General features: G+C 68.1%; 22 protein-coding genes, 3 tRNA genes and 1 other RNA gene. 12 read left to right on the top strand and 14 right to left on the bottom strand.

Translation table 11 applies throughout. The features are described from left to right. Positions 1-48 precede the first annotated feature (48 nt). The gene (gene trxA / locus ETO60_RS05945; protein ID WP_130003707.1) at positions 49-369 is read left to right on the top strand and encodes a thioredoxin; all 321 of its coding nucleotides are present in this window, start codon (positions 49-51) and stop codon (positions 367-369) included. Here trxA and ETO60_RS05950 read toward each other — a convergent pair. Together ETO60_RS05950 and argJ are read right to left on the bottom strand one after the other, a co-directional pair. Beyond that, entirely contained in the window at positions 336-1,166 is an 831-nt protein-coding gene (locus ETO60_RS05950; protein WP_130003708.1) for an inositol monophosphatase family protein, read from the bottom strand. The two genes, trxA and ETO60_RS05950, sit on opposite strands and share 34 nt — an antisense overlap. Further along, complete coding sequence (gene argJ / locus ETO60_RS05955) at positions 1,163-2,389, bottom strand: bifunctional glutamate N-acetyltransferase/amino-acid acetyltransferase ArgJ (RefSeq protein ID WP_130003710.1); 1,227 nt, start codon at positions 2,387-2,389, stop codon at positions 1,163-1,165. The genes ETO60_RS05950 and argJ overlap by 4 nt, the downstream gene beginning before the upstream one ends. 44 nt (positions 2,390-2,433) lie before the next feature. Here argJ and ETO60_RS05960 point away from each other — a divergent pair, with 44 nt between their 5' ends. The 3 genes from ETO60_RS05960 (at position 2,434) to secA (ending at position 6,061) form a co-directional block, all read left to right on the top strand. Then, positions 2,434-2,859 carry an energy transducer TonB gene (locus ETO60_RS05960; RefSeq protein WP_130003712.1) on the top strand — a complete coding sequence of 142 codons (426 nt, stop codon included), beginning with the start codon at positions 2,434-2,436 and terminating at the stop codon, positions 2,857-2,859. Positions 2,860-2,921: 62 nt separating this feature from the next. Further along, the gene (locus ETO60_RS05965) at positions 2,922-3,200 is read left to right on the top strand and encodes a hypothetical protein (protein WP_130003714.1); all 279 of its coding nucleotides are present in this window, start codon (positions 2,922-2,924) and stop codon (positions 3,198-3,200) included. Positions 3,201-3,289: 89 nt separating this feature from the next. Next, on the top strand, positions 3,290-6,061 hold the full coding sequence (gene secA / locus ETO60_RS05970; protein WP_130003716.1) for a preprotein translocase subunit SecA: 2,772 nt from the start codon (positions 3,290-3,292) through the stop codon (positions 6,059-6,061). Positions 6,062-6,118: 57 nt separating this feature from the next. On the opposite strand, the gene ETO60_RS05975 is transcribed toward secA, so the two are convergent. The 3 genes from ETO60_RS05975 to ETO60_RS05985 all read right to left on the bottom strand — a co-directional run bounded on the left by ETO60_RS05975 (position 6,119) and on the right by ETO60_RS05985 (position 7,720). After that, a complete protein-coding gene (locus ETO60_RS05975; protein WP_130003717.1) occupies positions 6,119-6,736 on the bottom strand; it encodes an SOS response-associated peptidase in 618 nt (205 codons plus the stop codon). A 41-nt stretch (positions 6,737-6,777) separates the two neighbouring features. Continuing rightward, positions 6,778-6,852 (bottom strand) — tRNA-Asn (locus ETO60_RS05980). A gap of 82 nt (positions 6,853-6,934) precedes the next feature. Further along, positions 6,935-7,720 (bottom strand): NAD kinase, encoded by a 786-nt coding sequence (locus ETO60_RS05985; protein WP_130003719.1) that lies wholly within the window; start codon positions 7,718-7,720, stop codon positions 6,935-6,937. A 115-nt stretch (positions 7,721-7,835) separates the two neighbouring features. Here ETO60_RS05985 and ETO60_RS05990 point away from each other — a divergent pair, with 115 nt between their 5' ends. Then, on the top strand, positions 7,836-9,140 hold the full coding sequence (locus tag ETO60_RS05990; RefSeq protein ID WP_130003721.1) for a GGDEF domain-containing phosphodiesterase: 1,305 nt from the start codon (positions 7,836-7,838) through the stop codon (positions 9,138-9,140). Here ETO60_RS05990 and mfd read toward each other — a convergent pair. Both mfd and ETO60_RS06000 read right to left on the bottom strand, forming a co-directional pair. Beyond that, positions 9,122-12,655 (bottom strand): transcription-repair coupling factor, encoded by a 3,534-nt coding sequence (gene mfd, locus ETO60_RS05995; RefSeq protein WP_130003723.1) that lies wholly within the window; start codon positions 12,653-12,655, stop codon positions 9,122-9,124. The two genes, ETO60_RS05990 and mfd, sit on opposite strands and share 19 nt — an antisense overlap. Positions 12,656-12,712: 57 nt before the next feature. Further along, positions 12,713-12,976 (bottom strand): FAD assembly factor SdhE, encoded by a 264-nt coding sequence (locus tag ETO60_RS06000; protein WP_130003725.1) that lies wholly within the window; start codon positions 12,974-12,976, stop codon positions 12,713-12,715. 55 nt (positions 12,977-13,031) lie between these two features. Between ETO60_RS06000 and recG the strand changes: the two genes are divergently transcribed. Beyond that, complete coding sequence (recG, locus tag ETO60_RS06005; protein WP_130003727.1) at positions 13,032-15,095, top strand: ATP-dependent DNA helicase RecG; 2,064 nt, start codon at positions 13,032-13,034, stop codon at positions 15,093-15,095. Here the strand turns inward: recG and ETO60_RS06010 are convergent. Continuing rightward, positions 15,074-16,381, bottom strand: a complete 1,308-nt coding sequence (locus tag ETO60_RS06010; protein ID WP_234026357.1) for an ABC1 kinase family protein — start codon at positions 16,379-16,381, stop codon at positions 15,074-15,076. The two genes, recG and ETO60_RS06010, sit on opposite strands and share 22 nt — an antisense overlap. Before the next feature lie 150 nt (positions 16,382-16,531). Beyond that, a tRNA-Pro gene (locus ETO60_RS06015) sits at positions 16,532-16,608 on the bottom strand. A gap of 98 nt (positions 16,609-16,706) precedes the next feature. On the opposite strand from ETO60_RS06015, the gene thyA reads away from it, so the two are divergent. The 5 genes from thyA to ETO60_RS06040 all read left to right on the top strand — a co-directional run bounded on the left by thyA (position 16,707) and on the right by ETO60_RS06040 (position 21,647). Further along, a complete protein-coding gene (gene thyA / locus ETO60_RS06020; RefSeq protein ID WP_130003731.1) occupies positions 16,707-17,642 on the top strand; it encodes a thymidylate synthase in 936 nt (311 codons plus the stop codon). A 74-nt stretch (positions 17,643-17,716) separates the two neighbouring features. Beyond that, positions 17,717-19,021, top strand: a complete 1,305-nt coding sequence (locus tag ETO60_RS06025) for a 3-methyl-2-oxobutanoate dehydrogenase (2-methylpropanoyl-transferring) subunit alpha (protein ID WP_130003733.1) — start codon at positions 17,717-17,719, stop codon at positions 19,019-19,021. After that, positions 19,018-20,079 (top strand): alpha-ketoacid dehydrogenase subunit beta, encoded by a 1,062-nt coding sequence (locus ETO60_RS06030; RefSeq protein ID WP_234026358.1) that lies wholly within the window; start codon positions 19,018-19,020, stop codon positions 20,077-20,079. The genes ETO60_RS06025 and ETO60_RS06030 overlap by 4 nt, the downstream gene beginning before the upstream one ends. A gap of 6 nt (positions 20,080-20,085) precedes the next feature. Then, positions 20,086-21,456: a dihydrolipoamide acetyltransferase family protein gene (locus tag ETO60_RS06035; RefSeq protein WP_130003737.1), complete on the top strand. Its 1,371-nt coding sequence runs from the start codon at positions 20,086-20,088 to the stop codon at positions 21,454-21,456. Between the two features lie 114 nt (positions 21,457-21,570). Beyond that, positions 21,571-21,647: transfer RNA gene (locus tag ETO60_RS06040), tRNA-Asp, on the top strand. Here ETO60_RS06040 and ETO60_RS06045 read toward each other — a convergent pair. The 5 genes from ETO60_RS06045 to ETO60_RS11235 form a co-directional block, all read right to left on the bottom strand. Next, positions 21,648-21,899 (bottom strand): DUF2842 domain-containing protein, encoded by a 252-nt coding sequence (locus ETO60_RS06045; protein ID WP_130003739.1) that lies wholly within the window; start codon positions 21,897-21,899, stop codon positions 21,648-21,650. Continuing rightward, positions 21,899-22,498, bottom strand: coding sequence for a 5-formyltetrahydrofolate cyclo-ligase (locus ETO60_RS06050; protein WP_315850269.1), 600 nt, complete (start codon positions 22,496-22,498; stop codon positions 21,899-21,901). Before ETO60_RS06050 ends, ETO60_RS06045 begins: the two co-directional genes overlap by 1 nt. Positions 22,499-22,525: 27 nt before the next feature. Further along, positions 22,526-22,696: non-coding RNA, 6S RNA (gene ssrS / locus ETO60_RS06055), on the bottom strand. 10 nt (positions 22,697-22,706) lie between these two features. Further along, entirely contained in the window at positions 22,707-23,057 is a 351-nt protein-coding gene (locus ETO60_RS11230) for a cell division protein ZapA (RefSeq protein ID WP_165362127.1), read from the bottom strand. Next, complete coding sequence (locus ETO60_RS11235) at positions 23,054-23,227, bottom strand: hypothetical protein (RefSeq protein ID WP_165362128.1); 174 nt, start codon at positions 23,225-23,227, stop codon at positions 23,054-23,056. The genes ETO60_RS11230 and ETO60_RS11235 overlap by 4 nt, the downstream gene beginning before the upstream one ends. Before the next feature lie 198 nt (positions 23,228-23,425). Between ETO60_RS11235 and tkt the strand changes: the two genes are divergently transcribed. Then, positions 23,426-25,432: a transketolase gene (gene tkt / locus ETO60_RS06065; protein ID WP_130003743.1), complete on the top strand. Its 2,007-nt coding sequence runs from the start codon at positions 23,426-23,428 to the stop codon at positions 25,430-25,432. The last annotated feature ends 6 nt before the right edge of the window (positions 25,433-25,438 follow it).

Here is a 25,438-nt window from a genome sequence, read left to right on the forward strand (position 1 = left end):
TCAAATTCCTGCGCATCGCCATATGGTCGCCCAAAAGGAGATGATCACATGCCCACCAAAGCCGTCACCGATGCCAGTTTCGAGCGCGACGTCCTTGAGGCGGATCAGCCGGTCCTCGTCGATTTCTGGGCCGACTGGTGCGGCCCCTGCAAGATGATTGCTCCGGCTCTGGAAGAGCTGAGCGACGAGCTGGCCGGCCGGGTGACGATCGCCAAGATGGACATCATGGAGAACACCCAGACTCCCGGGAAGCTGGGCGTGCGCGGCATTCCATACCTTGTGCTCTACCGCAACGGCGAACCGGTTGCCGAAATGCAGGGTGCGCGGCCCAAGGGTCAGCTCAAGAGCTGGCTTGAATCGCAACTCTGATCATCATTGTAGGACCGGGCGAGCTGCTCCCACAGGCGCGGGGTCGCCGCGGCGAGCAGTCCCCGGTCCTGCCACGCAGCGGCGCGATACGGCGTGCCATCCGGTCGCGCTGCCACCCCTCCGGCCTCGTTGAGAAACAGCACACCGGCTGCGTGGTCCCACGGGAGGGTCCGCTCGAACATCGACACGTCGTTCTGCCCGAGCACGAGGCGCGGGTACTGCTCGGCCGCGCAGCGGGGGATGTCCACAAGCTGATATCGACCGCTCAGCCGCCGGCGCAGGCGCTCGCGCCGGGATGCGTCGACATAGACGAGTGACATGGCCGCGACGGGGGGTGATGCCCCGGACTCGCGCGCGCGGACCCGCTCTCCGTCGACGAACGCCCCTGCATCCGCGTGGGCGCTGCACAGCCTCCCGGTGAGACAGTCGTAGAGCCAGCCGTGCCGCGCCTCGCCGCCGCGCACCAGTGCGACGATGATGCCGAACGGGCCGTGGCCGGCGGCAAAGTTGTTGGTGCCGTCGAGCGGATCCACGAGCCAGCAGTCGCCGCGCAGGCCATCCAGAACGTCCGGCGCGGCATGCGCAGCCTCCTCGCCCACGACCGCGAGCCGCGGCTCGATGCGGACAAGCCCTTCGCCGAGCAGGGCCTCGGCCTTGTGATCGGCAATCGTCACGACGTCGTTGGCGGCCTTGCCGGTGATGTCGGAAGGCTGGAGCGTCCGGTAGTGCGGCAGGATGGCCTGCTCGTTGACGCGCCGCAGGAGATCGCCCACGGCCCGGTCGAGCGCTGCGCTCATGAGCGGTAGTCCGCGTTGATCGAGATGTAGCCGTGCGTGAGGTCGCAGGTCCACACCGTTGCCGCCCCGCGCCCCAGCCCGAGATCGACGGCGATCTCGATGTCCGCACCCCGCAGATGTTCGGTCACGGCCGTCTCGTCGAGCGCGGGAACAGCGCAGCCGTCGCGCGCGACCCATCGCCCGCCGAAGGCGATGGCGAGGCGGTCGCGGTCGGCCGGTTCGCCGGCTTTGCCGACCGCCATGACGACGCGGCCCCAGTTCGCATCCTCGCCGGCGATGGCGGTCTTGACCAGCGGTGAGTTGCCGATGGCGAGACCGACACGGCGGGCGCTGGCTTCGTCCACCGCACCGCTCACCCGTATGGTAACGAACTTGCGCGCACCTTCGCCATCGCGCACCACGAGCTGTGCCAAGTTCCGGCACACCTCCAGCAGCGCGGCGTAAAAGGCGTCCGCGCCGCTGTCGTCCCAGCTTTTGAGGGCAGGAGCCTGCGCCTGCCCGGTGGCGAACACCAGCACCGTGTCGCTCGTCGACGTGTCGCCGTCCACCGTGATGCAGGAGAATGTCTGGTCGTTGGCCTTCGCCAGCATTTCCTGCAGCAGATCGGGGGCGACGGTCGCGTCGGTGAAGACGAAGCCTAGCATGGTCGCCATGTCGGGCGCGATCATCCCGCTGCCCTTGACGATGCCGGCAACAGAGACGGCGTGCCCACCGATCATCGCCCGGGCCGTGGCCCCCTTGGCGAAGGTGTCGGTGGTGCCGATTGCCTGCGCTGCCTCCTGCCAGGAACACGGCGGCGCGCCGAAGGCGTCGGCAAGTCCCCGGAGGCCCCGCTCGAGCGGCAGCGGGACGCCGATCACCCCCGTCGAGCAGACGAACACCTCATCCTCCGCGCATCCCAGACGGGCCGCCGCGGCTCGCTGGAGGCCGAGGACGGCATCCCGGCCGCGGGCGCCCGTGAAGGCGTTCGAATTGCCGGCGTTCACGATCAGGGCCCGGGCGCGACCGGCGTGCACCTGCTCTCGCCCGCGCTCGACCTCGAACGAGGCGCAGGCGCTGCGCGTGAACACCCCGGCCACGACGGTGTCTCTTGCCAGCTTGGCCAGCATCAGGTCGGACCTGTCCCACGCCTTGTACCCGGCGCGTCCCACCCGCAGGTCAACGCCTGCGACGGCCGGCAAATGCGGAAACGGCAAGGCGAGCGGAGACCGGGGACTGTCCATGGCGCCGTTCGCTATGCAACGGAGCGCCCGCTTGCAACGCGGTTGTGCGAGAACAAGTGCGCTGGTGCTTCGTTGTCGCACTCGAACGCGGCGTCAGCGGTTATGGCCGTATCTCAGGGGCGGCGGATCACCCGGCACATGGGCTGACATACACTCAGGCGGAGCTGCGCGCGCATCCGCGACAGCCGCTGCCGCGCACCAGCCCGCAAAGCTGGATCAACAGCGAAGACTATCCGCAGGCCGCTCTCCTGAACGACATGGAGGGCGTGCTGCGGTTCCGGGTAGGGGTGGATGCCTATGGCGAAGTTGTGGAATGCACGATCACGCTGTCGAGCGGGGTCGCCGCCTTCGACAGTCGCGCCTGCGCCACCGTCATGACCCGCGCCCGCTTTTACCCGGCACTGGACAAGGATCAGCGGCCAGTCAGCGGGCAGTACAACAGCACGGTGCGCTGGGTCATGGAAGACTGACCCCGGCGGGCGTGCGGCCGCGCAGACAGTGGACGATGAACCCCTGTTCCCTATATAGGCGCATGGTGTTTCACCGCCTGCTCGCCTGTTTCGCGCTGTTGACCGGCCTCACGATTGCCGGCGTGCCCGCCTTTGCGCGTGACGCGGCTGTGGAAGCTCCGGCCGTGGAGGGTCGGGAGAACGCATCCGCTGCGTGCGCCTACGCCCTGGCCGCTCTCGTGCGGCCCCGGCACGAACCACTCGACGCGGCGCCGGAGCTGGCGGTCGCCCAGACAGGACTGAAAGCCCAGGTGCCAGGCCGTGCGTCCGTTCGCCTGCGCATCGATCGCGCCCACGAATAGCGGTCAAGGATCACCCCGCACCTTCCGTTCTCTGCGGCGACCTGCCCGGGGAGCTTTTCCTCTTGTTCCAGCGCCGAGGAGCGCCATCCATGTTCCAGTCCATCGCCAAGTCCCTGTTCGGCTCGTCCAATCAGCGTTACGTCAAGTCGCTCGGCAAGATTGTCTCCCAGATCAATGCGCTGGAGCCGCAACTTCAGGCACTTTCCGATGAGGAGCTGGCGGCGCAGACCGAAAAGTTTCGGCAGCAGCTGGCCGGTGGCGCGACTCTCGACGACATTCTGCCCGAGGCGTTCGCCACCGTGCGCGAAGCGTCGGTGCGCGTCCTTGGCATGCGTCATTTCGACGTGCAGCTCATCGGCGGCATCGTCATGCACCGCGGCGAGATTGCCGAGATGCGCACCGGCGAGGGCAAGACCCTCGTGGCGACGCTCGCCACCTATCTCAACGCCATCGAGGGCAAGGGTGTCCACGTGGTGACGGTCAACGATTACCTTGCCCGGCGCGACGCCGAATGGATGGGCCAGATCTACCGGTTTCTCGGGCTGACCGTAGGCGTGATCGTGCCCAATCTCGCCGAACACGAGCGGCGCGAGGCTTATCACTCGGACATCACCTACGGCACCAACAACGAGTTCGGCTTCGACTATCTGCGAGACAACATGAAGCACGAGCGGAGCCAGATGGTGCACCGCCCCTTCAACTTCGCCATCGTGGACGAGGTGGACTCGATCCTGATCGACGAGGCGCGCACCCCGCTCATCATCTCCGGCCCGACGGAGGACAAGCAGGAACTCTACCTCGCCATCGACGCGATCGTAAAGCAGATCGACCCCTCCTTCTACGAGGCCGACGAGAAGACCAAGAACATCAGCTGGACCGAGGAAGGCACCGACGCGATTGAGCGGATGCTTAACGAGGCAGGCCTGCTGGCGACGCCCAACCTCTACGATGTGGAGAACACCCAGGTCGTGCACCACCTGGACCAGGCGCTCAAGGCGAACATCATGTTCAAGCGCGACATCGACTACATCGTCAAGGACGACAAGATCATCATCATCGACGAATTCACCGGCCGGATGATGGAGGGACGCCGCTGGTCAAACGGGCTTCACCAGGCAGTCGAGGCCAAGGAGGGCGTGAAGATCGAGCCCGAAAACCAGACGATGGCGTCGATCACGTTCCAGAACTACTTCCGCATGTATCCGAAACTGGCCGGCATGACCGGCACCGCCGCCACCGAAGCGGCCGAGTTCTGGGACATCTACAAGATGAACGTTGTGGAGATCCCCACGAACGTGCCGGTGCAGCGGATCGACGAGGAAGACCAGTTCTTCAAGAACACGCAGGACAAGTTCCGCGCCATCGCCAAGGCCATCCGGGAGAAGAACGAAACCGGCCAGCCGGTGCTGGTGGGCACGGTCAGCATCGAAAAGTCGGAGCTGCTGTCCAGTTTTCTCGACCAGGAGGGCGTCAAGCACGCGGTTCTCAACGCCCGCTTCCACGAGCAGGAGGCGCACATCGTTGCGCAGGCAGGCCGGCTCGGGGCTGTGACGATTGCGACCAACATGGCCGGCCGCGGCACCGACATCCAGCTGGGCGGCAATGTCGAGTTCCGCATCGAGGACGAGCTGCGCGACCTGCCGGAGGGTCCGGAGCGCGATGCGGCGATCGAGCGCATCAAGGCGGAAGTTGCTGCCGAGAAGGAACAGGTGAAGCAGGCGGGCGGTCTGTTCGTGCTCGGCACCGAACGGCATGAAAGCCGCCGCATCGACAACCAGCTGCGCGGACGCTCGGGCCGGCAGGGCGACCCCGGCCTCAGCCGCTTCTACCTGTGCCTTGAGGACGACCTGCTGCGCATTTTCGGACCCGACACCCTGTTCAGCCGGATGATGAACACAAGTCTCGAGGACGGGGAGGCAATCGGCTCGAAATGGCTGTCGAAGGCGATCGAGACGGCGCAGCGCAAGGTGGAAGCGCGCAACTACGAGATCCGCAAACAGGTCGTCGAATACGACGACGTCATGAACGATCAGCGCAAGGTCATCTACGAGCAGCGCGCGGAGATCATGGACAGCGAAACCGTTGCCGATGTCGTCGTCGACATGCGGCGCGATGCCATCAACGCCATGGTTGCGGACGCTTGCCCGCCCAACACCTACCCCGAGCAATGGAACATCGACGGCCTCAAGGATAGGCTGGAACGGGTGCTCGGCATCACTCCGCCGATCGATGCCTGGCTCGAGGAGGACCAGGTCGAGCCGGAGCTGATCGAGGAGCGGATCCTCGCAGAAGTGGACGCGCTCATGCGCGCCAAGGAGGAGGCGCTCGATCCGTCGTTGTGGCGCACCATCGAGAAGTCCGTCCTGCTGCGCCGCCTGGACCACCACTGGAAGGAACACCTCGCCACCCTTGATGCGCTGCGGCAGGTGATCTGGTTGCGCGGCCTCGCCCAGAAACAGCCGATCAACGAGTACAAGCAGGAAGCCTTCACCCTGTTCGAGAAGATGATCGAGACGATGCGCGAGGACATCACCGGCGAGCTTGCCCGGCTCGACCTGCGGATGCCGGAGCCGATGCCGCAGATCGTCCTTCCCGAACTGCCGGAGTTCCTCACCGGCCACATCGACCCGCTCACGGGTCTGGACAACAGCGACGACGGGGATGGTTCGGAACGTCAGGCCGCGCTGTTCGGCGCGCTGGCCGGAAGTCCGCAGGCGGCCGCCGGTCCCGGCGGAGCCTTCGTCGAGAACCCGTATGCGGACCAGAACATCAGCCGCAACGCGCCCTGTCCCTGCGGGTCGGGCAGCAAGTACAAGCATTGCCACGGCGCCATGGGGCCGCGCGCCGTGACCCCGGCCTGACGACGCCTCGCGCCAGAGAGCGGCGCGCCGAAGGCCGGGCGCGTCGCTTCAAGGGCATCATGCGCTGGACGGCGGACGGCGGCTGTTCCACCGCTGTGACGTTTTCTCGACACGCAGGTCACCATCGTAAGGCAGGCAGAGGCGGCGGGCGTCGTCCGCCGGCGCACGCAGCCAGTCGTGCCAGTCACGCGGGTGCAGCAGCACCGGCATGCGGTCGTGCACGCTGGACAGCTGCGCGTTTGCCCGGGTCATGACGAGCGAGAAACAGGCACCCCATTCCTCGCTCTCGCGCCAGATGCCGGCGCCCGCCAGCAGATCGCCCGCCGGGTGGCTGATCCAGGTGCGGGTCTTGTGCCCCGGTTCGCCGGCAGCTTCGGCAAAGGCGCTGATCGGCACGAGACAACGCCGGTGCACGAGGCTCGATCGCCAGAACGGACTGTCCAGCCGGTCGTCGCGGGCGTTGTTGATGAAACGCGGCTTCAACCGCTCGCCCGAGCGTCCGCGCCTGCCGAGCGGAAAGCCCCAGACCATGGCGCGGGCAGCGGTGTCGGTGACGACGAGCCCCGGCTGGCCCGGATAGACCTCGCCGCCGGCATTCGTCGGCGTGGACGGCGGCACCCTGAAGAGGCTGGCAACCGCTGCTGCAGGCAAGTCCAGGCGGTAGAGGTTGCACACGTCCGCTCAGCCCGATGCTGTCGGCGGCGCGGAAGAAAAGCTGGCTCCCCGAGTTGGATTCGAACCAACGACCAAGTGATTAACAGTCACCTACTCTACCGCTGAGCTATCGGGGAGCGGCCCCCAAGCGGTATGGAGGGGGCAGGGCGGCGCTATATGGACGAGCGGTTCCTTTGGCAAGGGGCTAGACGCGCTGCGTCAGAATTCGAACTGCTCGGACACGATCCGCTCGTCCAGTGCATGACCCGGATCGAACAGGAGCTCGAGCGCCTGTTTGGGCGCGGTGGCGATGCTGACGCTGGCGACATCGCGGATCTCCTTCTGGTCGGCCACGACGGAGACGGGGCGCTTGTCCGCCTCGATCACCCGGAAGGTCACGGTGCTGCGGTCCGGGAGGATGGCTCCGCGCCAGCGACGCGGCCGGAACGGGCTGATCGGTGTCAGCGCGAGAGTGCGCGAGTCCAGCGGCAGGATCGGGCCGTTGGCCGACAGGTTGTAGGCCGTCGACCCCGCCGGCGTCGACAGCAGCACCCCGTCGCAGACCAGCTCAGGGATGCGCACCTGGCCATCGACCTCCACCACGATCTTGGCGGTCTGGCGCGTCTCGCGCAGCAGCGACACTTCGTTGATGGCGTTGCAGCGGTGGGCCGTCCCCTCGCGCGTGACGATCTCGGCGATGAGCGGCGAGACCGCGATCGCGCGCGCCTTGTGCAGCTTCTGCAGGATCTTGGCCGGCGCGCGGAAGCGGTTCATCAGGAACCCGACGGTTCCCAGGTTCACGCCGTAGACGGGACGCACGATGCCGCTGTCGAGCATGGCATGCAGCGTTTGCAGCATGAACCCGTCACCGCCCAACACGACCGCCAGGTCGGCATCGTCAAGCGTGTGCCAATCGGCGGCAGCGGCGAACTCGACCGCCGCCTCCTGCGCTCTCGCGACATCCGAGGCGACGAGAGCCAGCCGGCGCGGCGACGATTGTTTCAAGGGCGGCGGCAGCCTTCGCAGGTGAATGAGGGGAATGCCTTAACTAATCCGCAAACGCTTTGTTGGCAATCCGCTCGACCATGGCTGCACCACGCCACTGCGAACCGGGTCGCGCGTGAGCGAAGGCGCCGTTCATGTCGCCGCGCCCGCGGACCCGCTGACGCGCCTCTCCACCCGCGATCAGGTCGTCGCCGTGCTGGAGCGCTGGCGCGATGCGGGTCATGCCGAACTGCACTGCATGCTGATCGCCCTCGACGAGCTGAGCGCGCTCAATCTGGCCTTCGGCGTCACTGTCGGCGACCGCGTGCTGCTGGAAACCGCGCGGCGGATCGCGATGTTCGCGGACGACGAGTTCGCCGACGAGGAAGCCTTGCTCGGCCGTCTGGGCGGCAGCAGCTTCTTTCTCGCCGTACGGAACGGTTGCACGCGCCAGCGCTGGCAGTGGCTGGCCGAAGCGCTGGCGGACATGCTGGCGGTGCCGCTCTGCACGCCCGACACGCCCGTCGGCATCCGCCTGTGGCCGCGCGTCGCCATGGTGCGTGGCAGGCCGGGGGACACTGCGGGCGATCTGCTCGACAAGGCGGCGGCCGGCCTGCAGACCCTGCGGGCTGCCGGTGTGTCCCGCGTCGGGTGGGCGGATGGTTCCGAAGGAAGCTTTGGTGCCAGCCGCCGCCAGCTCGAGATCGACCTTCTCTGCGCCATCGACCGGGACGAGATCGGCGTCGTGTACCAGCCGGTTCACGCGGTGGGCGATGGCCGCGTCGTGGGTGCGGAGGTGCTGGCCCGCTGGAACCATCCCGAGATGGGGCAGCTGGGCGCCTCGGTGCTGTTCACCCTGGCGGAACGCGCCGATCATGTGCCGCAGCTTTCCCGGCATGTGATCGCAACGGCCCTGCACGAGGCCGCGGGATGGCCGGTCGACGTGCCGTTGGCCGTGAACGTGACCGCGGCGGACATCGCGACCGGCACGTTCGACCGCGAGCTGCTGGCGATCGCCGACGGATGCGGCTTTGCGCCCGAGCGCCTGACCGTCGAACTGACGGAGCAGGCGCTGGTCCGGGATCTGGCGCAGGCGCGCGAGGTGCTGGGCAGGCTGGAGAAGCGCGGCGTGCGCATCGTGCTGGATGATTTCGGCGCTGGATTCTGCAACTTCGCCTATCTCAAGATGCTGCCCCTGCATGGGCTGAAACTCGATCGCTCGATGCTCGATGACGTGGTCGGAAACGGGCGCGACCGGGCGGTGCTGCGCGCGATCCTTGCCATGGCACGGGCGCTGTCGCTCGAGGTGGTGGCCGAAGGCGTGGAGACACAGGCCCAGCTCGACGTGGTGCGGGCCGAGGGTTGCAGCCGCTTTCAAGGGTATCTCGCTTCGCGCCCGCTCACCGCGGCGCAACTTGTCCGCTATGCGCCGGCCGGCTGAGAGGAGGACGCACGTCGAGCCACCTCGCCGGTGTCGGCTTTGCCCCGGCGGGTGGCAACGGCGCTCAACCCTTTCGTAAGCTGCTGCAGCCCGTTCAGCCGCGCGGCCGGATTGGGCCAGACGCGGTTGATGACGAGCTTCATGTCCGGGCGCAGCCGCGCCGTGCCCTTGAGCCGCTCCACATAGGCGAGCAGCCCGGCGGGATCGGGGAAAATGTCCTCGTGGAACGCGACAAGTGTCCCGGCGGCGCCGACGTCGATCTTGGCGATGTTGGCGGCGATCGCCTGCATCTTGATCTTGAGGAGTTGCAGCAGGTTCGACGCCGGCTGCGGCAGGGGGCCGAAGCGATCGATCATTTCCGCCGCCACGCTTTCGATCTCGGCCGTGCTCCGGGCGTCGTTCAAGCGGCGGTAGAGGGCCATTCGCACCGCGAGATCCGGCACGTAATCCTCGGGGATCATGATCGGCGCATCCACCGTGATCTGCGGCGTGGCCGCGTCCGTGCGGCGCTCGAGCCCTGCTTCGCCGGCCTTGGCGGCGAGGATCGCGTCCTCCAGCATTGACTGGTAGAGTTCGAAGCCGACCTCGCGGATGTGCCCCGACTGTTCGTCGCCGAGCAGGTTGCCCGCGCCGCGGATGTCGAGGTCGCGACTGGCGAGCTGAAAGCCCGCGCCGAGCGAGTCGAGGTCCGACAGCACCTTCAGCCGCTTCTCGGCCGTTTCGGAGAGCGCGGCGCCGGCGGCCCACGTCAGATAGGCATAGGCGCGCAGTTTCGAGCGCCCGACGCGGCCGCGCAGCTGGTAGAGCTGCGCCAGCCCGAACCGATCGGCGCGGTGGATGATGATCGTGTTCGCGGACGGGATGTCGAGACCGCTTTCGACGATGGTCGTCGAAAGCAGCACGTCGTAACGTCCCTCGTAGAAGGCGCCCATCCGGTCTTCCACCTCGGCCGCGCCCATCTGGCCATGGGCCGAGATGAAGCGCACTTCGGGGACATGGGCACGCAGCCATTCCTCGACCTCGTCCATGTCGGCGATGCGCGGCACGACGATGAAGCTCTGGCCGCCACGGTGATGCTCGCGCAGGAGAGCCTCGCGGATGACCACGTCGTCCCACTCGCTGACATAGGTTCTCACCGCCAGCCGGTCGACGGGCGGAGTCTGGATGGTGGACAGCTCGCGCAGCCCGGTCATCGCCATCTGCAGGGTGCGCGGGATGGGCGTCGCGGTCAGGGTGAGCATGTGCACGTCCGCGCGTAGCTGTTTCAGCCGCTCCTTGTGGGTGACGCCGAAGCGCTGTTCCTCGTCGACGATCACCAGTCCGAGGTTCTTGAACGACACCGTTTTGGCGAGGATCGCGTGAGTTCCAACAACGATGTCGATCTGCCCGCTGCTCAACCCCTCCCGTGTCTCGCGGGCTTCCTTCGCCGGCACGAGGCGCGAGAGCCGGCCGATGCGGATCGGAAAGCCGGCGAAGCGCTGCTCGAAACTGGCGAAGTGCTGCCGGGCGAGCAGGGTGGTGGGGGCGACCACCGCGACCTGAACACCGGACAGGGCGGCCACGAAGGCGGCGCGAAGCGCAACCTCCGTCTTGCCGAAACCCACGTCGCCGCACACCAGCCGGTCCATGGGGCGCCCGGACTCCAGATCGGCGAGGACGTCGGCGATGGCGCGGTCCTGGTCCTCCGTCTCCTCCCAGAGAAAACGGTCGCGGAACTGATGATACGCCGCCTCGTCCACCGCGAGAGACGGGGCGCTGCGCAGGGCACGCGCGGCGGCGGTGCGCATGAGGTCGCCGGCGATGGCCCGGATGCGGTCCTTGAGCTGCGCCCGCCGACGCTGCCACGCTTCGCCGCCGAGCCGGTCAAGCCGGACCGCCTCTTCCGTCGAGCCATAGCGGGTGAGCACTTCCAGGTTCTCGACCGGGATGTACAGCTTGTCGCCGCCCGCATACTCCACCGCGACGCAGTCGTGCTGCGACTTGCCGACCCGCACCGGTTCGAGGCCCAGATAACGGCCAATGCCGTGATCGGCATGGACGACGAGGTCGCCCCTCTGAAGAGCCGACAGCTCGGCCAGAAAGGCGTCCGCGCTGCGCCGGGCCTTCTGCCGCCGCACGAGGCGGTCACCGAGCAGATCCTGCTCGGTCAGCAGTTCGACATCGTCGCTGGCAAAGCCGTGCTCCAGGCGTAGAACGACCATCGGCACGGTGCCGCCCGCCGCCGCGCCCACGGCGGACTGCCAGCCTTCGGCGTGCGCGGTCCTGATGCCCGCTTCGGCAAGGATGGAGGCGATCCGGTCGCGCGAGCCTGGCGAATAGGCGGCGATGACCGTGCGCACCGACTGGGCCTTTCCTGCGCTCAGATGGGTGCTGAGCGCCGCGTAGACGTTCTCCCCGCGCGCACGCTCCGCGGCGAAGTCTCTGGCCGAGGTGAAGCCGAAGTCGAGTGCGTCGCCGTCGGGCTGGGCGAAGATGGTGGCGCTGTGCACGGGCGTTGCCTCCAGCCGCCGGTCTAGCTCCGTTTCCGTAAGATAAAGCGCGTCCGTGGGCAGGGGGCGGTAGCTGCCGGCCCGCTGCCCGGACGCCTCGGTGCGGGCCTGCCGGAAGTCCGCAATGTCCGCGAGCCGGTCGCGCGCCACCTGCAGCGCCGCCTGGTCGATGACCACAACGTCGCTCGGGTCCAGATGATCGAAGAGCGTGTCGAGCCTCTCCTCGAACATGGGCAGCCAGTGTTCCATGCCTGCGAGTCGGCGCCCCTCGCTGACCGCTTCGTAGAGCGGATCCTGTGTTGCGACCGCGCCGAACGCTTCGCGGTAGCGGGACCGGAACCGCCGGATGCTCGCCTCGTCCAGCAGTGCCTCGCTCGCCGGGAGCAGCAGGTGCCGCTCGAGCGTGCCGGTCGTGAGCTGTGTCGCCGGGTCGAACAGGCGCAGCGACTCCAGCTCGTCACCGAAGAAGTCCATCCGCAACCCGGCATCGAGGCCAGACGGGTAGAGATCGACGATCGAGCCCCTGATGGCATACTCGCCCGCGTCGACGACGGTGTCGACCCGCGTATACCCCTGCCGGGTCAGCAGGGCTGCGAGACTGTCGCGGCCGATCTCCGTTCCCGGCGCGAAGGCGCGCACCGCCTCGCGGATGCGGAACGGGGTGAGGACACGCTGAACAATCGCGTTGGCGGTGGTCACCAGCAGCTGTCGCCGCCCGCCAGCCCTGGCGCCGTCCTGCAGCTGGTGCAGTGCGGACAGCCGCTGCGCGCTTACGGCGAGAGCCGGGCTGGCCCGATCGTAGGGCAGGCAATCCCACGCCGGAAATTCGATCACCTCCAGTTCCGGTGCGAAGAACGTCGCCCCTTCCGCCACCGCGCGCATCGCGGCGTCATCGGGAGCGATGAACACGGCCCTGAGGCGGGATGCCCGGGCAAGGTCGGCCATGAGCAGCGGCTGGCTGCCGCGCACCACCCGCGCGAGCGTCAGCGGCGTGCGCGCCGCGAGGATGCGCTGGAGATCAATCATGGCAATCCTCGGCGCAGACAGGCCGCCCGGAGACGACGCGGCGGCAAGCGCCTTGCCTCATCCGACCCGCACATAGTCCAGCCGCTGGAACAGTGTGAGCGCGGGTCCGGACAGGTGCGGCGGAGGCGGCGCCATGCCCATCGCCCAGGCGAGAATGTCGACGTCCTCTTCCTCGAGCAGGGCCTCGAACCAGCCGAGGTCGTCGTCAGACCAGCCGGCGCTGTAACGGTCGAAGAAGCCCCCGATGACGTAATCCGCTTCACGGGTGCCGCGATGCCAGGCGCGGAACCGGGCACGCGCGAGACGGACGGGATCGGGCATGGGCGCCGGTTAGGGCACTCGTCAGACCCGCGCAAGGCGGTATAAGGGCGCGGCGATGCGTCCTGCCGTTCTCAACCCGGTGTTCGCGCAGGTCGACAGCCTGACCGGGGTCGGGCCGAAGATCGCCAGGCCGCTCGAGCGGCTTGGCCTCACGCGGGTTCGGGACGTGCTCTATCATCTTCCCGAACGCTATGTGCACCGGCGCGCGGTCGCCGTCCTGGACGAGGCGCGCGTCGGCGAGCAGATCGTCGTGACGCTCAGCATCGGCGCGCACAGGGCGCCTGCGAGCCGGCGGGCGCCGTTGCGGATTGCGGCGAGGGACGACGAGGGCGATCACTGCGACCTCGTCTATTTCGGCAAGGCGGCCTTTGCGGCGCGCAAGCTGCTGCCCGAGGGATCCCGGCGCACGATTGCCGGGCGCCTCGACCGCTTCGGGCAGACGCTCCAGATCGTGCATCCAGATCATGTTTTCGATGCGCAGGCGCAGATCACGGACCGGATCGAGCCGGTCTACGCCCTGGCCGAGGGCCTGACCCAGCCGCGCATCGCCGCGCTTGTGGCGCAGTCGCTGGAGCGGGCACCGGATCTGCCGGAATGGATCGAGCCGGGGTTGCGCGCCGCCCGCGCATGGCCATCCTGGCTGGACGCGCTGCGACAGGCGCATGGCGGCGAGGAGGAGGCCGCCCGCAACCGTCTCGCCTATGACGAGCTGCTGGCCAATGCGCTGGCGCTCGCGCTGGTGCGCTCCGACCGGCGGCGGCGCGCGTGCCGGCCGCTGGCGGGGGACGGCCGGCTGCGCGCGGCGTTGCGTCTCCCTTACGCGCTGACGGCCGCGCAGGTGCGCAGCATCGCCGAGATCGACGCGGATCTCCGGCAAGCGACACCCATGCTGCGGCTGCTTCAGGGCGATGTCGGCTCGGGAAAGACCGTGGTCGCGCTCCATGCCATGCTGGCGGCCGTCGAGGCCGGGGCGCAGGCGGCGCTCCTTGCGCCGACCGAGTTGCTGGCGCGGCAGCATGCCGACACTCTGACCCGTCTGGCCGCGCCGACCGGCATCAACGTCGCGCTGCTGACCGGGCGGGACAAGGGACGGGTCCGCGAGGCCAAGCTGATGGGGCTGATGGATGGCAGCATCCAGCTGCTCATCGGCACCCATGCGATCTTCCAGGACGCGGTGGCGTATCGCAATCTGGGGCTGGTTGTCATCGACGAGCAGCACCGCTTCGGGGTGGCGCAGCGGCTGATGCTCGCGAGCAAGGGCGAGCGGGCGCCGCACACGCTGGCGATGACGGCGACACCCATCCCGCGCAGCCTGACCCTCGCCCAATACGGAGAAATGGACGTCAGCCGGCTCGACGAAAGGCCGCCCGGGCGGCAGCCGATCGACACGCGGGTGACCTCGCTCGAGCGCATCGAGGACGTGATCGACGGGCTCTCGCGGCACGTCGCCGGCGGAGCGCAGGCGTACTGGGTGTGCCCGATGGTGCGTGCCGATGAGAGCGTCGACAGCGACATCGCCGCCGCCGAGGCACGCTTCGCGGCGCTGCGGTCCCGCTTTGGCGACGCCGTGGTCATGGTGCACGGCCAGATGGCGTCGGAAGACCGCGACGCGGCAATGGAGCGGTTCGCCCGCGGGGAGGCGGCCGTGCTCGTCGCCACGACCGTCATCGAGGTGGGCGTCGATGTTCCCAATGCGACGCTGATGATCGTCGAGCAGGCGGAACGCTTCGGCCTTGCCCAGCTTCACCAGCTGCGGGGGCGGGTGGGTCGCGGCTCGGGCCGTTCCACCTGCCTGCTGCTCAGGGGAAGCAGCCTGTCCGACACCGCCCGCGAACGCCTTGCCTTGCTGCGCAGTTCGCAGGACGGCTTCCATCTGGCTGAAGAGGATCTGCGCCTGCGCGGCGGAGGCGAACTGATGGGCACGCGGCAGTCAGGCGAGGCCGCCTTCCGCATCGCCTCGCTGGAGCAGGTCCAGCGCCTGCTGCCGGTTGCTCACGACGATGCCCTCCTGCTGATGGAGCGGGACGGCGGGCTGAACAGTCCGAGGGGCCAGGCGGCCCGCACGCTGCTCTACCTGATGGAGCGCGACTGGGGCGTTCAGCTGCTGCGCGGCGGCTGAACGGTCGGAGGCGGTCCCATCACCTCCTGCAGGATCGCCCGCACATCCACGGCTGCGCCGAGCCGGGCGCCGAGAAGCGCGGTTCCGCTCACCTTGCGCTGGACCAGCAGCAGCTCGGCCGGCGGGATCGACCAGGACTCCCGGTCGCGGGCGATCGGCATCGCTTCCTCCCGGATCTGCGGCACGAACGAGCGATCGCCGAAGTCGAGCGGACCGGGCCGGTTCATCTCGTCGACAATGATGGCGATCGCCTTGGCCACCGCATCAGGGTGCCGGACGACGGCCTGCGCGCCGAGGAACCCGGCGGCCACCGCCTCGTCGCGCACCCGCGCGTAGTTCTGTGCAAGCCCGGCGGTGATCAGGCGCCGGTAGGTGCCGCTGACATGCTCCGGCACCGTCTGCGTCGCGCCGAAATCCAGCAGGACGATGCGACCGCTCGCGCGCTGGTAGAGGTAATTGGCGAAATTGGGGTCGGTCTGCATCATGCCGAACTGGAACAATTCCCGTGCGACCAGCTCGACCAGATGCGCGAACACGCAATTCCTCAGGGCCTGTGCCTCGCTCGCCAGCGACTCGATCGGGCTGCCTTCCTCGAAGCTCATGACGAGGATCCGCGCCGTGGTGAGTGTCCGGTCCAGTTCGGGCACGATGAAGCGGGCATCGCCGCGCAGCTGGTCGGCAAAGGCCGCCAGCATGGCGCCTTCGCGCTCGTAATCCGCCTCTTCGTGAAGCTGCCGCTTTGCCGCCGTCAGCACGGGTCCGAGGTCAAGCGAAGGCGGGAGCATGCCCGAAAGCCGCAGCAGGGACGTGATGTTGTCGACGTCGGAGTCGATGCTTTGCGCAACCCCCGGATACTGCACCTTGACGGCAAGCTGACGCCCGTCACGCGTTTCGGCGCGGTGCACCTGTCCGATCGAGGCCGCGGCCACGGGCCGGGGATCGAAGCGGCGGAACCTCTGCCGCCAGTCGGTGCCCCATTCGGCCCGCAGGGTGGCGTCAAGCTGGGTCGTGGGCATGGTGGACCCGCGGTCGCGCAGCGTGGCGAGGATGCCGGACAGCTCGGGGGGAAGCAGATCACCGGCGTCCAGCGACAGCATCTGTCCCATCTTCATCGCCGCGCCTCGCATCTGGGCGAGCTCATCCGTCAGCCGGGCGGCGTTTCGGGGGGTGAGCAGAAGATCGTTAAGGCGCGGGCGCTCTCCCCTGGTCCAGCGCGCCGCCCCTTCGGTCAGCACATTGCCGGCAATCCCGCCGGCCAGCCTGCCGAACCCCGCCAGCCGCGACATCCGCCCCGCCGGAACGGCCCGCTGCTGCCATCGCCGCGCGCCAGCGCCGGGATCTGCGTCATCCATCGGCGGCATATGGCGCGGCCTCCGCCACAGGCAAGAGCCACGCCGGATGGTCGGCGCAAAGGTGAAAGATGCGGTGAAGAAACGTGGTCGGGGAGAGAGGATTCGAACCTCCGGCCCCTGCCTCCCGAAGACAGTGCTCTACCAGGCTGAGCTACTCCCCGACCGGGCCCGACCCCGACGGGTCAGGCAAGGCAGAGGCGGCGCTATAGGAGGGTGCCGGCAGGGTGGCAAGCGCGCAATTTGCGGCTAAGGCGCGTGCATGGCAGACGCGGCGTCCACCCATCCGGAGGAACAGTATCTCGCTTTGATGCGGGACGTCTGGGCGCGGGGCAGCCGCAGGATGGATCGCACCGGTGTCGGCACCCGCTCCGTGTTCGGGGCGACATTGCGCTTCGATCTCGCAGACGGTCACATGCCCCTGCTCACCACCAAGCGGGTCTACTGGAAAACGGCCACGCGCGAACTGCTGTGGTTCCTGAGCGGTTCGACCAACATCCGTCCCCTCGTCCTCCAGGGGGTCAAGATCTGGAACGAATGGCCGCACGCCCGCTATGTCAGAGAGACGGGCGACGCCCTGTCGCTCGAGGCGTTCGTTGCGCGGATCGCTGCCGACGAAGAATTCGCCGAGCGGTGGGGCGACCTCGGCCCGGTCTACGGGCGGCAGTGGACCGCCTGGCCCACATACCGGTACCGGCCGGACGGCACCTACGAGCCGGGCGAGCCGGTCAACCAGGTCGCCGAGGTGGTGGAGAGCCTGCGGCGTGACCCCGCGGGGCGGCGACACATCATCGAAGGCTGGAATGTCGCGCAGCTTGCCCAAATGGCGCTGCCGCCGTGTCACAAGACCTACCAGTATCATGTTGTCGACGGGCGGCTGAACGGCATGCTGTACCAGCGCAGCTGCGACGTCGCGCTGGGCCTGCCCTTCAACCTCTGGACGGCCGCAACGCTCCAGCGGATGCTGGCCCAGCAGACAGGACTGGCGCCGGGCGAGCTGGTCTGGACCGGCGGTGACGTGCATCTCTACGAATCGCATGCGGATCTCGTCGAGCGCCAGCTTGAACGCCGGCCGGTCGGGCGGCCGAGGCTGGTGCTGCGGCGCCGGCCCGCGTCGATCTTCGCGTACGACATCTCCGATTTCGAGGTTCTCGACTACACTCCCTTGCCGCCGCTGACGGCATCGGTGGCGGTGTAGGCCGGCGGCGCCGTCTCGACATCGCGGGCAAATGATCCTAGCGGCTGCATCCAGAGACAAGGGGAGAGTGCTGAATGGCGGAACAGGTGCAGGACACCGCGCGGGGCGGGGGCAACCGGCCCGCACTCGCGCTGCACGTTCCTGAGCCGCGCTACCGTCCCGGCGATGCGGTGGATTTCTCCCATGTCCGCGTCAGCCGTGCGGGTGAACAGGCCCGGCCCGACGAACGCTGTCCCGCAAGCGAGACGCATGGGTTGTGCACCGATCTGATCCGCGTCCTTGGCGAGGACGACAGGGCACACGGTCCCTGGGATCCCAAGCTCGACGCCGACACGCTGCGCACCATGCTGGGGCACATGGCGCTGACCCGCGCCTTCGACGAGCGCATGTTCCGCGGGCAGCGGCAGGGCAAGACCAGCTTCTACATGAAATGCACCGGCGAGGAGGCAACCTCCGTCAGCGCGGCCATGGCGCTTGCCGGGGACGACATGGTCTTCCCCTCCTACCGGCAGCAGGGCATCCTGATCTCGCGCGGCTACCCGCTCGTGGAGATGATCAACCAGATCTACTCCAACAAGGGCGACGCGCTGAAGGGCCGGCAGCTGCCCATCATGTACTCCTCCAAGGCGCACAGCTTCTTCACCATCAGCGGCAATCTGGCGACACAGACGCCGCAGGCGGTCGGCTGGGCCATGGCAAGTGCGAGCAAGGGCGACAGCCGCATCGCCGCCACCTGGGTGGGCGAAGGGTCGACGGCGGAAGGCGATTTTCACGCCGCCTGCACCTTTGCGGCCGTCTACAACGCTCCGGTCATCCTCAACGTGGTCAACAACCAGTGGGCAATCTCCAGCTTCTCCGGCTTCGCCGGGGGTGAGCGCGCGACCTTCGCTGCGCGGGCGATCGGGTACGGCCTTGCCGGGTTGCGCGTCGACGGAAACGACGCGCTCGCCGTCTATGCCGCCGAACGCTGGGCCGCCGACCGCGCCCGCGCCAATGCCGGCCCCACACTGATCGAGTTCTTCTCCTATCGTGCGGAGGGGCATTCGACGTCAGACGATCCGGCAGGCTATCGCAGCGCGCACGAGCGCGAGGAATGGCCGCTCGGCGATCCGATCGCCCGTCTGCGCGACCATCTGATCGCGCTGGGCGAGTGGGACGAGGACCGGCAGGCGGCGATGGACCGTTCCTGTGCCGAAACGGTGCGTGCCGCCACGAAGGAGGCGGAGCGCAACGGCATTCTCGGTCACGGCCTGCACCAGCCGTTCGAAACCATGTTCGAGGATGTGTACGAAACGATGCCCTGGCACCTCGCCGAACAATGCGCCCAGTCCCTCCGCGAGCGCGAGGTGAAGTTCCCCGAAGGGCTGCACGGGCGATGAGCGCGGACATGACCGCTCCGGCGAAGGGAGCCGACGCTTCGGCTGAACGGCGCCTCAACATGATCGAGGCCATCAACGAGGCGCTCGACATCATGCTCGCGCGGGATCCGGACGTGATGATCTTCGGCGAGGATGTGGGCTATTTCGGCGGCGTTTTCCGGGCGACGGCCGGATTGCAGGCCAAGTACGGCAAGACGCGCGTGTTCGACACCCCGATTTCCGAGTGCGGCATCATCGCCGCGGCCATCGGCATGGGTGCTTACGGGCTGAGGCCGGTGGCCGAGATCCAGTTCGCCGACTACATCTATCCCGGCCTCGACCAGATCGTTTCCGAAGCGGCGCGCATCCGCTACCGCTCTGCGGGAGAGTACACCGCGCCGCTCACGGTGCGCTCCCCCTTCGGCGGGGGGATCTTCGGCGGCCAGACCCACAGCCAGAGTCCGGAGGCGATGTTCACGCATGTCGCGGGCCTCAAGACGGTCATCCCGTCAACGCCCCACGACGCCAAGGGGCTGCTGATCGCCGCCATCGAAGACAACGATCCGGTCATCTTCTTCGAACCCAAGCGCATCTACAACGGCCCTTTTTCGGGCTTTTACGACCGCCCGGTCGAGCCGTGGAAGCGGCACCCCGACAGCGTGGTGCCGGAGGGGCATTACCGCATTCCGCTGGGAGAGGCGCGCCGCGTCTCCGAAGGAGAGGCGATGACGGTGCTCGCCTACGGCACGATGGTGCATGTGGTCGATGCGGTGGCGCGCGAGAAGGGCATCGACATCGACCTGCTCGATCTGAGAACCCTCGTCCCGCTCGACATCGAGGCGATCGCGCGTTCGGTCGAGCGGACCGGACGCTGCATGGTGGTGCACGAGGCGACCCGCACGAGCGGCTTTGGCGCCGAGCTGGCGGCACTGGTGCAGGAGCGGATGTTCTACCATCTCGAGGCGCCGGTGATGCGCGTCACCGGCTTCGACACGCCGTATCCCCACAGCCTTGAATGGGCGTATTTCCCCGGACCCGTCCGCATCGGCGAGGCGATGGACCGCTTGCTTCAGGATTGATTCCCCATGGCCAAGTTCACCTTCAACCTTCCGGATATCGGCGAAGGCATCGCCGAGGCGGAAATCGTCGCTTGGCACGTGAAGCCGGGCGACCGTGTCGAGGAAGACCAGCAGCTTGCCGACATGATGACCGACAAGGCGACGGTCGAGATGGAAAGCCCCGTGGCGGGCACGGTGCTGGAAGTGGCCGGTGAGGTCGGCGACATCGTTGCCATCGGTTCCATGCTCGTGGTGATCGACACCGACAGCGACGCGCCGCCGGAACCCGGAACCCGTGCGCAGGTTGATGCCGCGACGGCGGCCTCCGAACCCCCGCGCGCCGCCGACACGGCGCCGGCAGCCGCGGACGCGCAGGTCGAGGCGCGCTTGGACGCGGAAAATCCCGACGCCGGCGATGCGGATGCGGCCATTGCGGCCGGCAACAAGGCCGCGCCGGCCGGGACGAGCGCCTCGCCGGTCCGACCGGACGCGCAGGCGGCGCCGCCCCCGGCGGAAAAGGCGGACGGTGCGCGGCCGCTGGCATCCCCGGCCGTCCGCAAGCGCGCCGCCGATCTTGGCATCGACCTGCGCGAGGTGCGTCCGGCCGCCGACGGGCGGATCCGCCATGCCGATCTCGACCAGTTCCTTGCCTATTCGTCGGGCGGTTTCGCGCCCGCCGGTGCCGCCCGTGCGGACGAACAGGTGAAGGTGATCGGGCTGCGCAAGCGCATCGCGCAGAACATGGCCGCCGCCAAGCGGGCAATCCCCCACTTCACCTATGTCGAGGAAATCGACGTCACGGAGCTTGAACAGCTGCGGGCGCAGCTCAACGCCGGTCGTGGCGAACGGCCCAAGCTGACGCTCCTGCCGCTGCTGATCACCGCGGTGTGCAAGGTCCTGCCGGCGTTCCCCATGATCAACGCGCGCTATGACGACGAGGCGGGCATCGTGACGCGCCACGGATCGGTGCATCTGGGCATGGCCACGCAGACGGGCGGCGGCCTGATGGTCCCGGTCATCCGCGACGCGCAGGCCCGCAACATCTATCAGCTTGCCCGCGAGATCGCGCGTCTGGCGGATGCGGCGCGGAACGGCTCGATCACGTCGGAGGAACTGAGCGGATCGACCCTCACCATCACCTCGCTCGGTCCGCTTGGCGGGGTCGCGACCACGCCGGTCATCAACCGGCCCGAGGTCGCGATCATCGGGCCGAACCGGATCGTGGAGCGGCCGATGTTCGTGCGCGACGCCGCCGGCATCGAGCGGGTGGAAAAACGCAAGCTGATGAACCTGTCGATCAGTTGCGATCACCGCGTGGTCGATGGCCACGACGCCGCCTCGTTCGTTCAGGCGCTGAAGAAGCTGATCGAGACGCCCGCGCTGCTGCTGGTTCCCTGAAGCGGGCGCGGCGGGAAGGTGACGACGGGCGCAAATATCCTTCGCGGACGCGTTGACACCCCCGCCAAGCTGGCTTACTGGCGCGGCACCTAGCGGCGCTTCAGCCCGATTTGCGCGGGTGTAGCTCAGTTGGTTAGAGCGCCGGCCTGTCACGCCGGAGGTCGCGGGTTCGAGCCCCGTCACTCGCGCCACTAGGGTTCCTGTTCGTCGGCTCGCGCTCCGTCGGGCGGCGACAAGCGGCCCGTCTCCATCCAGATCAGGAAGCGCCGCAGCGGCAGCAGCCAGATCAGGCCGAGCACCAGATACACCACCGTCTGCAGCAACGCCGGCCAGGCGCCGACAATCTCCGGCACATACCGGGCGATGATCAGGCCGTAGACGATCAGCGCCGCCAGCAGCGCCAGCAGGCCGACGGGGATGCGCCATGTCGGTTCACGGCGCATCAGAACGGCCCCAGCACGCGGCTCGGGGTCACCACGTAATCGAGTTTGCGGTCGTGCGCCTCGCGCGGCATGTCCTGAACCTCCTGCACGTCCCAGGCGAGACCCACCACGAGCATGTCGGTGCGTGCAGCCAGAAAACGATCGTAATGTCCGCCGCCCTGGCCGAGCCGGTCGCCTTCGGCCGTGAAACCGAGCAGCGGCACCATCAGCACCTGCGGCTCGCACGGCGGTTCCGCAATCCGGGGCTGGCGAGGCCCGTGAGGACCGGGCGCTAGGCCATCGTCCGCATAGGGATCGGACCATGGCGCAAAGTGCATGGGGCTGCTGCGCGTCGAGAAAGACGGCAGGGCAAGGCGATGCCCCCGTTCGAAGAAGAACCGCGCATAACCCTGTGTCGGCGCCTCGAAGGGCGATGGATCATACAGGCCGATGGTGCTCTGCTCCGGGATGCGCCCGAGGATCTGCGTCGGCGGACGCAGGAACAGGAGCGCCCGCGTCGACTCGGGAAGCGCCTCCACATGTGCTCGCCGGGCCGCGCGCAGCCTGCGTCGCAGGGCGTTCTTTGACGCGGCGATGTCTGCGCACGGCGTGCCTGTCACCGGGTGCTCCTTTCGAGGGGACGAAGTGGCGGAACCACCATGGGTCGTTGCCGGGAAATCCTCTGACGCCTCAACGTCAGGTGGGCGCCGTGTATCCAGATCGCCGGGACGAACCCGATTCTCCGGACAGGGACAGCTCCCAAGGATTGCTTATAGCCTCAGGGATGTTCGCTTGCGGCTCGTGCCGGGCAGTCCCGCCGCGGCAAACCTAGGGAGACGCTGCCAGTTCCTCAAGGAGTGCAGCGCAGGATTCGAGCCGGTCGGCGAGGCGGTGCAGGGCGGCGCCCGGCGCGTCCTCTTCCGCCTTGTCGGCGCAAGCGGAGCGAGGCTTGGGCGCGCTGGTCGGACCGCGTTCCACGCGGGCCTGGAGGTCACCCAACTCGTCCGCCAGGGTCAGCGCCACCAGCAGCAGGTTTCTGGCATCGTTGGTCGCGTGCCTCGGCAATCCCGCCAGCCGGCGGTCGATGTCGGCGGCAAGCGCGCGCACATGCGCCTCCTGTTCCGCCGGACAGGCGAGGAGGTGGCGACGGCCGCCGACGACGAGGGCGACTTCCTTCACCTCTCGAGCTCGGCGAGCAGCGTGTCGAGTTGGCTCAGCGCCTGGGACGCCGCCGTGCGCAGTAATTCGTCGCCCGGCCGCATGGCTTGCACCTGTGCGCTCGCCCGCTCGATCCGGTCGGTGGCAGCGGCAATCCTGCTGAGCGCGTCGGCGTGGGAAGTGTTCGACATGCCGCGGACGGTAAAGGCTTTTCGCACCCGGCGCAAAACCGCGCTGTGCCTTGGCGCGAGCGTGTCCGGCTGGCACAGGCGCGACCCGCCCCGCTTGACCCCACCGCCCCCTGTCCGCAAAGGCAAGGCCGCCCGCACGACTCGCGCAGTGCCGGTGCCCGGCGGCAAGGGCCGCCCTGTAACTTCGGGAGCGTCGGAATGGCGGCAAGCAGCGAACGTCTACAGCACATGGCCAACGCCGTGCGCATTCTGGCGATCGATGCCGTCGAAGAAGCCAATTCCGGTCATCCGGGGATGCCCATGGGCATGGCCGACGCCGCCACCGTCCTGTGGACCAGACACCTCAAGCACGATCCCGCCGATCCGGCGTGGCCGGACCGGGACCGCTTCGTCCTGTCGGCGGGGCATGGGTCGATGCTGCTATACGCGCTGCTTCATCTCACCGGGTATGCGCAGCCGACGCGCGACGATCTGCGGCGGTTTCGCCGCCTCGACAGCGTCTGCGCCGGCCACCCGGAGAACTTCCTGATTCCCGGCGTGGAGTGCACCACGGGTCCGCTGGGGCAGGGCGTGGCCATGGCTGTCGGCATGGCCATGGCCGAGCGGCATCTGAACGCTCTTCATGGGGATGATCTGGTGGATCACCGCACCTGGGTGATCGCCGGTGACGGGTGCCTGATGGAAGGCATCAACCACGAGGCCGTCGGGCTGGCCGGACAGCTCGGGCTGGGTCGCCTCAACGTGCTGTTCGACAGCAACCGCATCACGATCGACGGCTCGACCGAGCTGTCGACCTGCGAAGACATCGCCGCGCGGCACAGGGCGGCAGGCTGGCATGTGCTCGAATGCGACGGCCACGATGTTGATGCCGTGGATGCGGCGCTCACCGAAGCCGCGCAGGAGCAGGTGCGACCCTCGCTCGTCATCTGCCACACGATCATCGGCAAGGGTGCCCCGAACCTTCAGGGAACCGAGGCGCTGCACGGCGCGCCGCTCGGCATCGACGAGGCCCGCGCAACGCGCGAGGCGCTCGGATGGCCGCACGAACCGTTCGTCATCCCGAACGACATCCTGGCGGACTGGAGAGACGCGGGGCGCCGCGCCGCCTCGGAGCACGCCCGCTGGCGTGACCGGGCGGGTGACAGGATCAACGAACTGCGGAGCGCGACGGAGGGGCTGCAGAACCGTGCCGCCGCCGCGGTGCAGCCGCTGATCCGCGAACTGGCGACCGCCCCGCAGACGGTGGCGACGCGCAAGGCGTCGCAGATGGCGCTTGACCGGCTGTCACCCGCCATCCCGCAGCTTGTCGGCGGCTCCGCGGACCTGACCGGATCGAACAACACGAAGGCGGCTGGCATGACGCCCTTCACCCGGAACGACCGCGCCGGGCGTTACGTGTACTACGGCATCCGCGAATTCGGCATGGCCGCCGCCATGAACGGGATGGCGCTGCATGGCGGCCTCGTGCCCTATGGCGGCACGTTCCTCGTCTTCAGCGACTATTGCCGCAACGCCGTCCGCCTGTCCGCGCTCAGCCAGGCGCAGGTGGTCTACGTCTTCACTCACGATTCCATCGGTCTGGGAGAGGACGGACCCACCCACCAGCCGGTCGAGCACCTGATGAGCCTCAGGCTCATCCCCAACCTCAATGTGTTTCGGCCCGCCGACGCAATCGAGACGGCCGAATGTTGGGCGCTGGCGCTTGCCACTCCGGGAACGCCCTCCGTCCTCGCCCTGTCGAGACAGAACCTGCCGCCGGTCCGGGGCGATGCCGATGCCGAGTGGACGCCCGAGAGCAATCGCTGCGCACGCGGCGCCTACCGGCTGAGAGAGGCAAGGTCGCCGCGGCGGGTCATCCTGATCGCGACCGGGTCGGAGGTTCACCTTGCCCTTGCCGCGGCCGATCTATTGGAGAGCAGAGGGGTGGGCGCGGATGTGGTCTCGATGCCGTGCATGGAGCTCTTCGCCCAGCAGCCGCGCGACTATCAGGAGGACATCCTGCCCGACGCGCAGCCTGACGAAATCCTGCGCGTGTCGATCGAGGCGGGCGCAACGCTGGGGTGGGACCGGTTCACCATGACGCGTGGGCTGCGCATCGGGATCGACCGTTTCGGCGCGTCGGCGCCGGCGAAGGACGTTTTCGCCAAGTTCGGATTCACGGCGGACAGCATCGCTGACCGCATCCACGACAAACTGACCAACTGACCAACG

It is taken from the genome of Qipengyuania thermophila, assembly GCF_004153605.1.
Taxonomy (GTDB): domain Bacteria; phylum Pseudomonadota; class Alphaproteobacteria; order Sphingomonadales; family Sphingomonadaceae; genus Qipengyuania_B; species Qipengyuania_B thermophila.

Bases quoted from the DNA above. Each gene is read 5' to 3' on its own strand.
- trxA (WP_130003707.1), top strand. From the start codon at position 49: ATGCCCACCAAAGCCGTCACCGATGCCAGTTTCGAGCGCGACGTCCTT.
- ETO60_RS05950 (WP_130003708.1), bottom strand. From the start codon at position 1,166: ATGAGCGCAGCGCTCGACCGGGCCGTGGGCGATCTCCTGCGGCGCGTC.
- argJ (WP_130003710.1), bottom strand. From the start codon at position 2,389: ATGGACAGTCCCCGGTCTCCGCTCGCCTTGCCGTTTCCGCATTTGCCG.
- ETO60_RS05965 (WP_130003714.1), top strand. From the start codon at position 2,922: ATGGTGTTTCACCGCCTGCTCGCCTGTTTCGCGCTGTTGACCGGCCTC.
- secA (WP_130003716.1), top strand. From the start codon at position 3,290: ATGTTCCAGTCCATCGCCAAGTCCCTGTTCGGCTCGTCCAATCAGCGT.
- mfd (WP_130003723.1), bottom strand. From the start codon at position 12,655: ATGATTGATCTCCAGCGCATCCTCGCGGCGCGCACGCCGCTGACGCTC.
- ETO60_RS06000 (WP_130003725.1), bottom strand. From the start codon at position 12,976: ATGCCCGATCCCGTCCGTCTCGCGCGTGCCCGGTTCCGCGCCTGGCAT.
- recG (WP_130003727.1), top strand. From the start codon at position 13,032: ATGCGTCCTGCCGTTCTCAACCCGGTGTTCGCGCAGGTCGACAGCCTG.
- ETO60_RS06010 (WP_234026357.1), bottom strand. From the start codon at position 16,381: ATGTCGCGGCTGGCGGGGTTCGGCAGGCTGGCCGGCGGGATTGCCGGC.
- thyA (WP_130003731.1), top strand. From the start codon at position 16,707: ATGGCAGACGCGGCGTCCACCCATCCGGAGGAACAGTATCTCGCTTTG.
- ETO60_RS06025 (WP_130003733.1), top strand. From the start codon at position 17,717: ATGGCGGAACAGGTGCAGGACACCGCGCGGGGCGGGGGCAACCGGCCC.
- ETO60_RS06030 (WP_234026358.1), top strand. From the start codon at position 19,018: ATGAGCGCGGACATGACCGCTCCGGCGAAGGGAGCCGACGCTTCGGCT.
- ETO60_RS06035 (WP_130003737.1), top strand. From the start codon at position 20,086: ATGGCCAAGTTCACCTTCAACCTTCCGGATATCGGCGAAGGCATCGCC.
- ETO60_RS06045 (WP_130003739.1), bottom strand. From the start codon at position 21,899: ATGCGCCGTGAACCGACATGGCGCATCCCCGTCGGCCTGCTGGCGCTG.
- ETO60_RS11235 (WP_165362128.1), bottom strand. From the start codon at position 23,227: ATGTCGAACACTTCCCACGCCGACGCGCTCAGCAGGATTGCCGCTGCC.
- tkt (WP_130003743.1), top strand. From the start codon at position 23,426: ATGGCGGCAAGCAGCGAACGTCTACAGCACATGGCCAACGCCGTGCGC.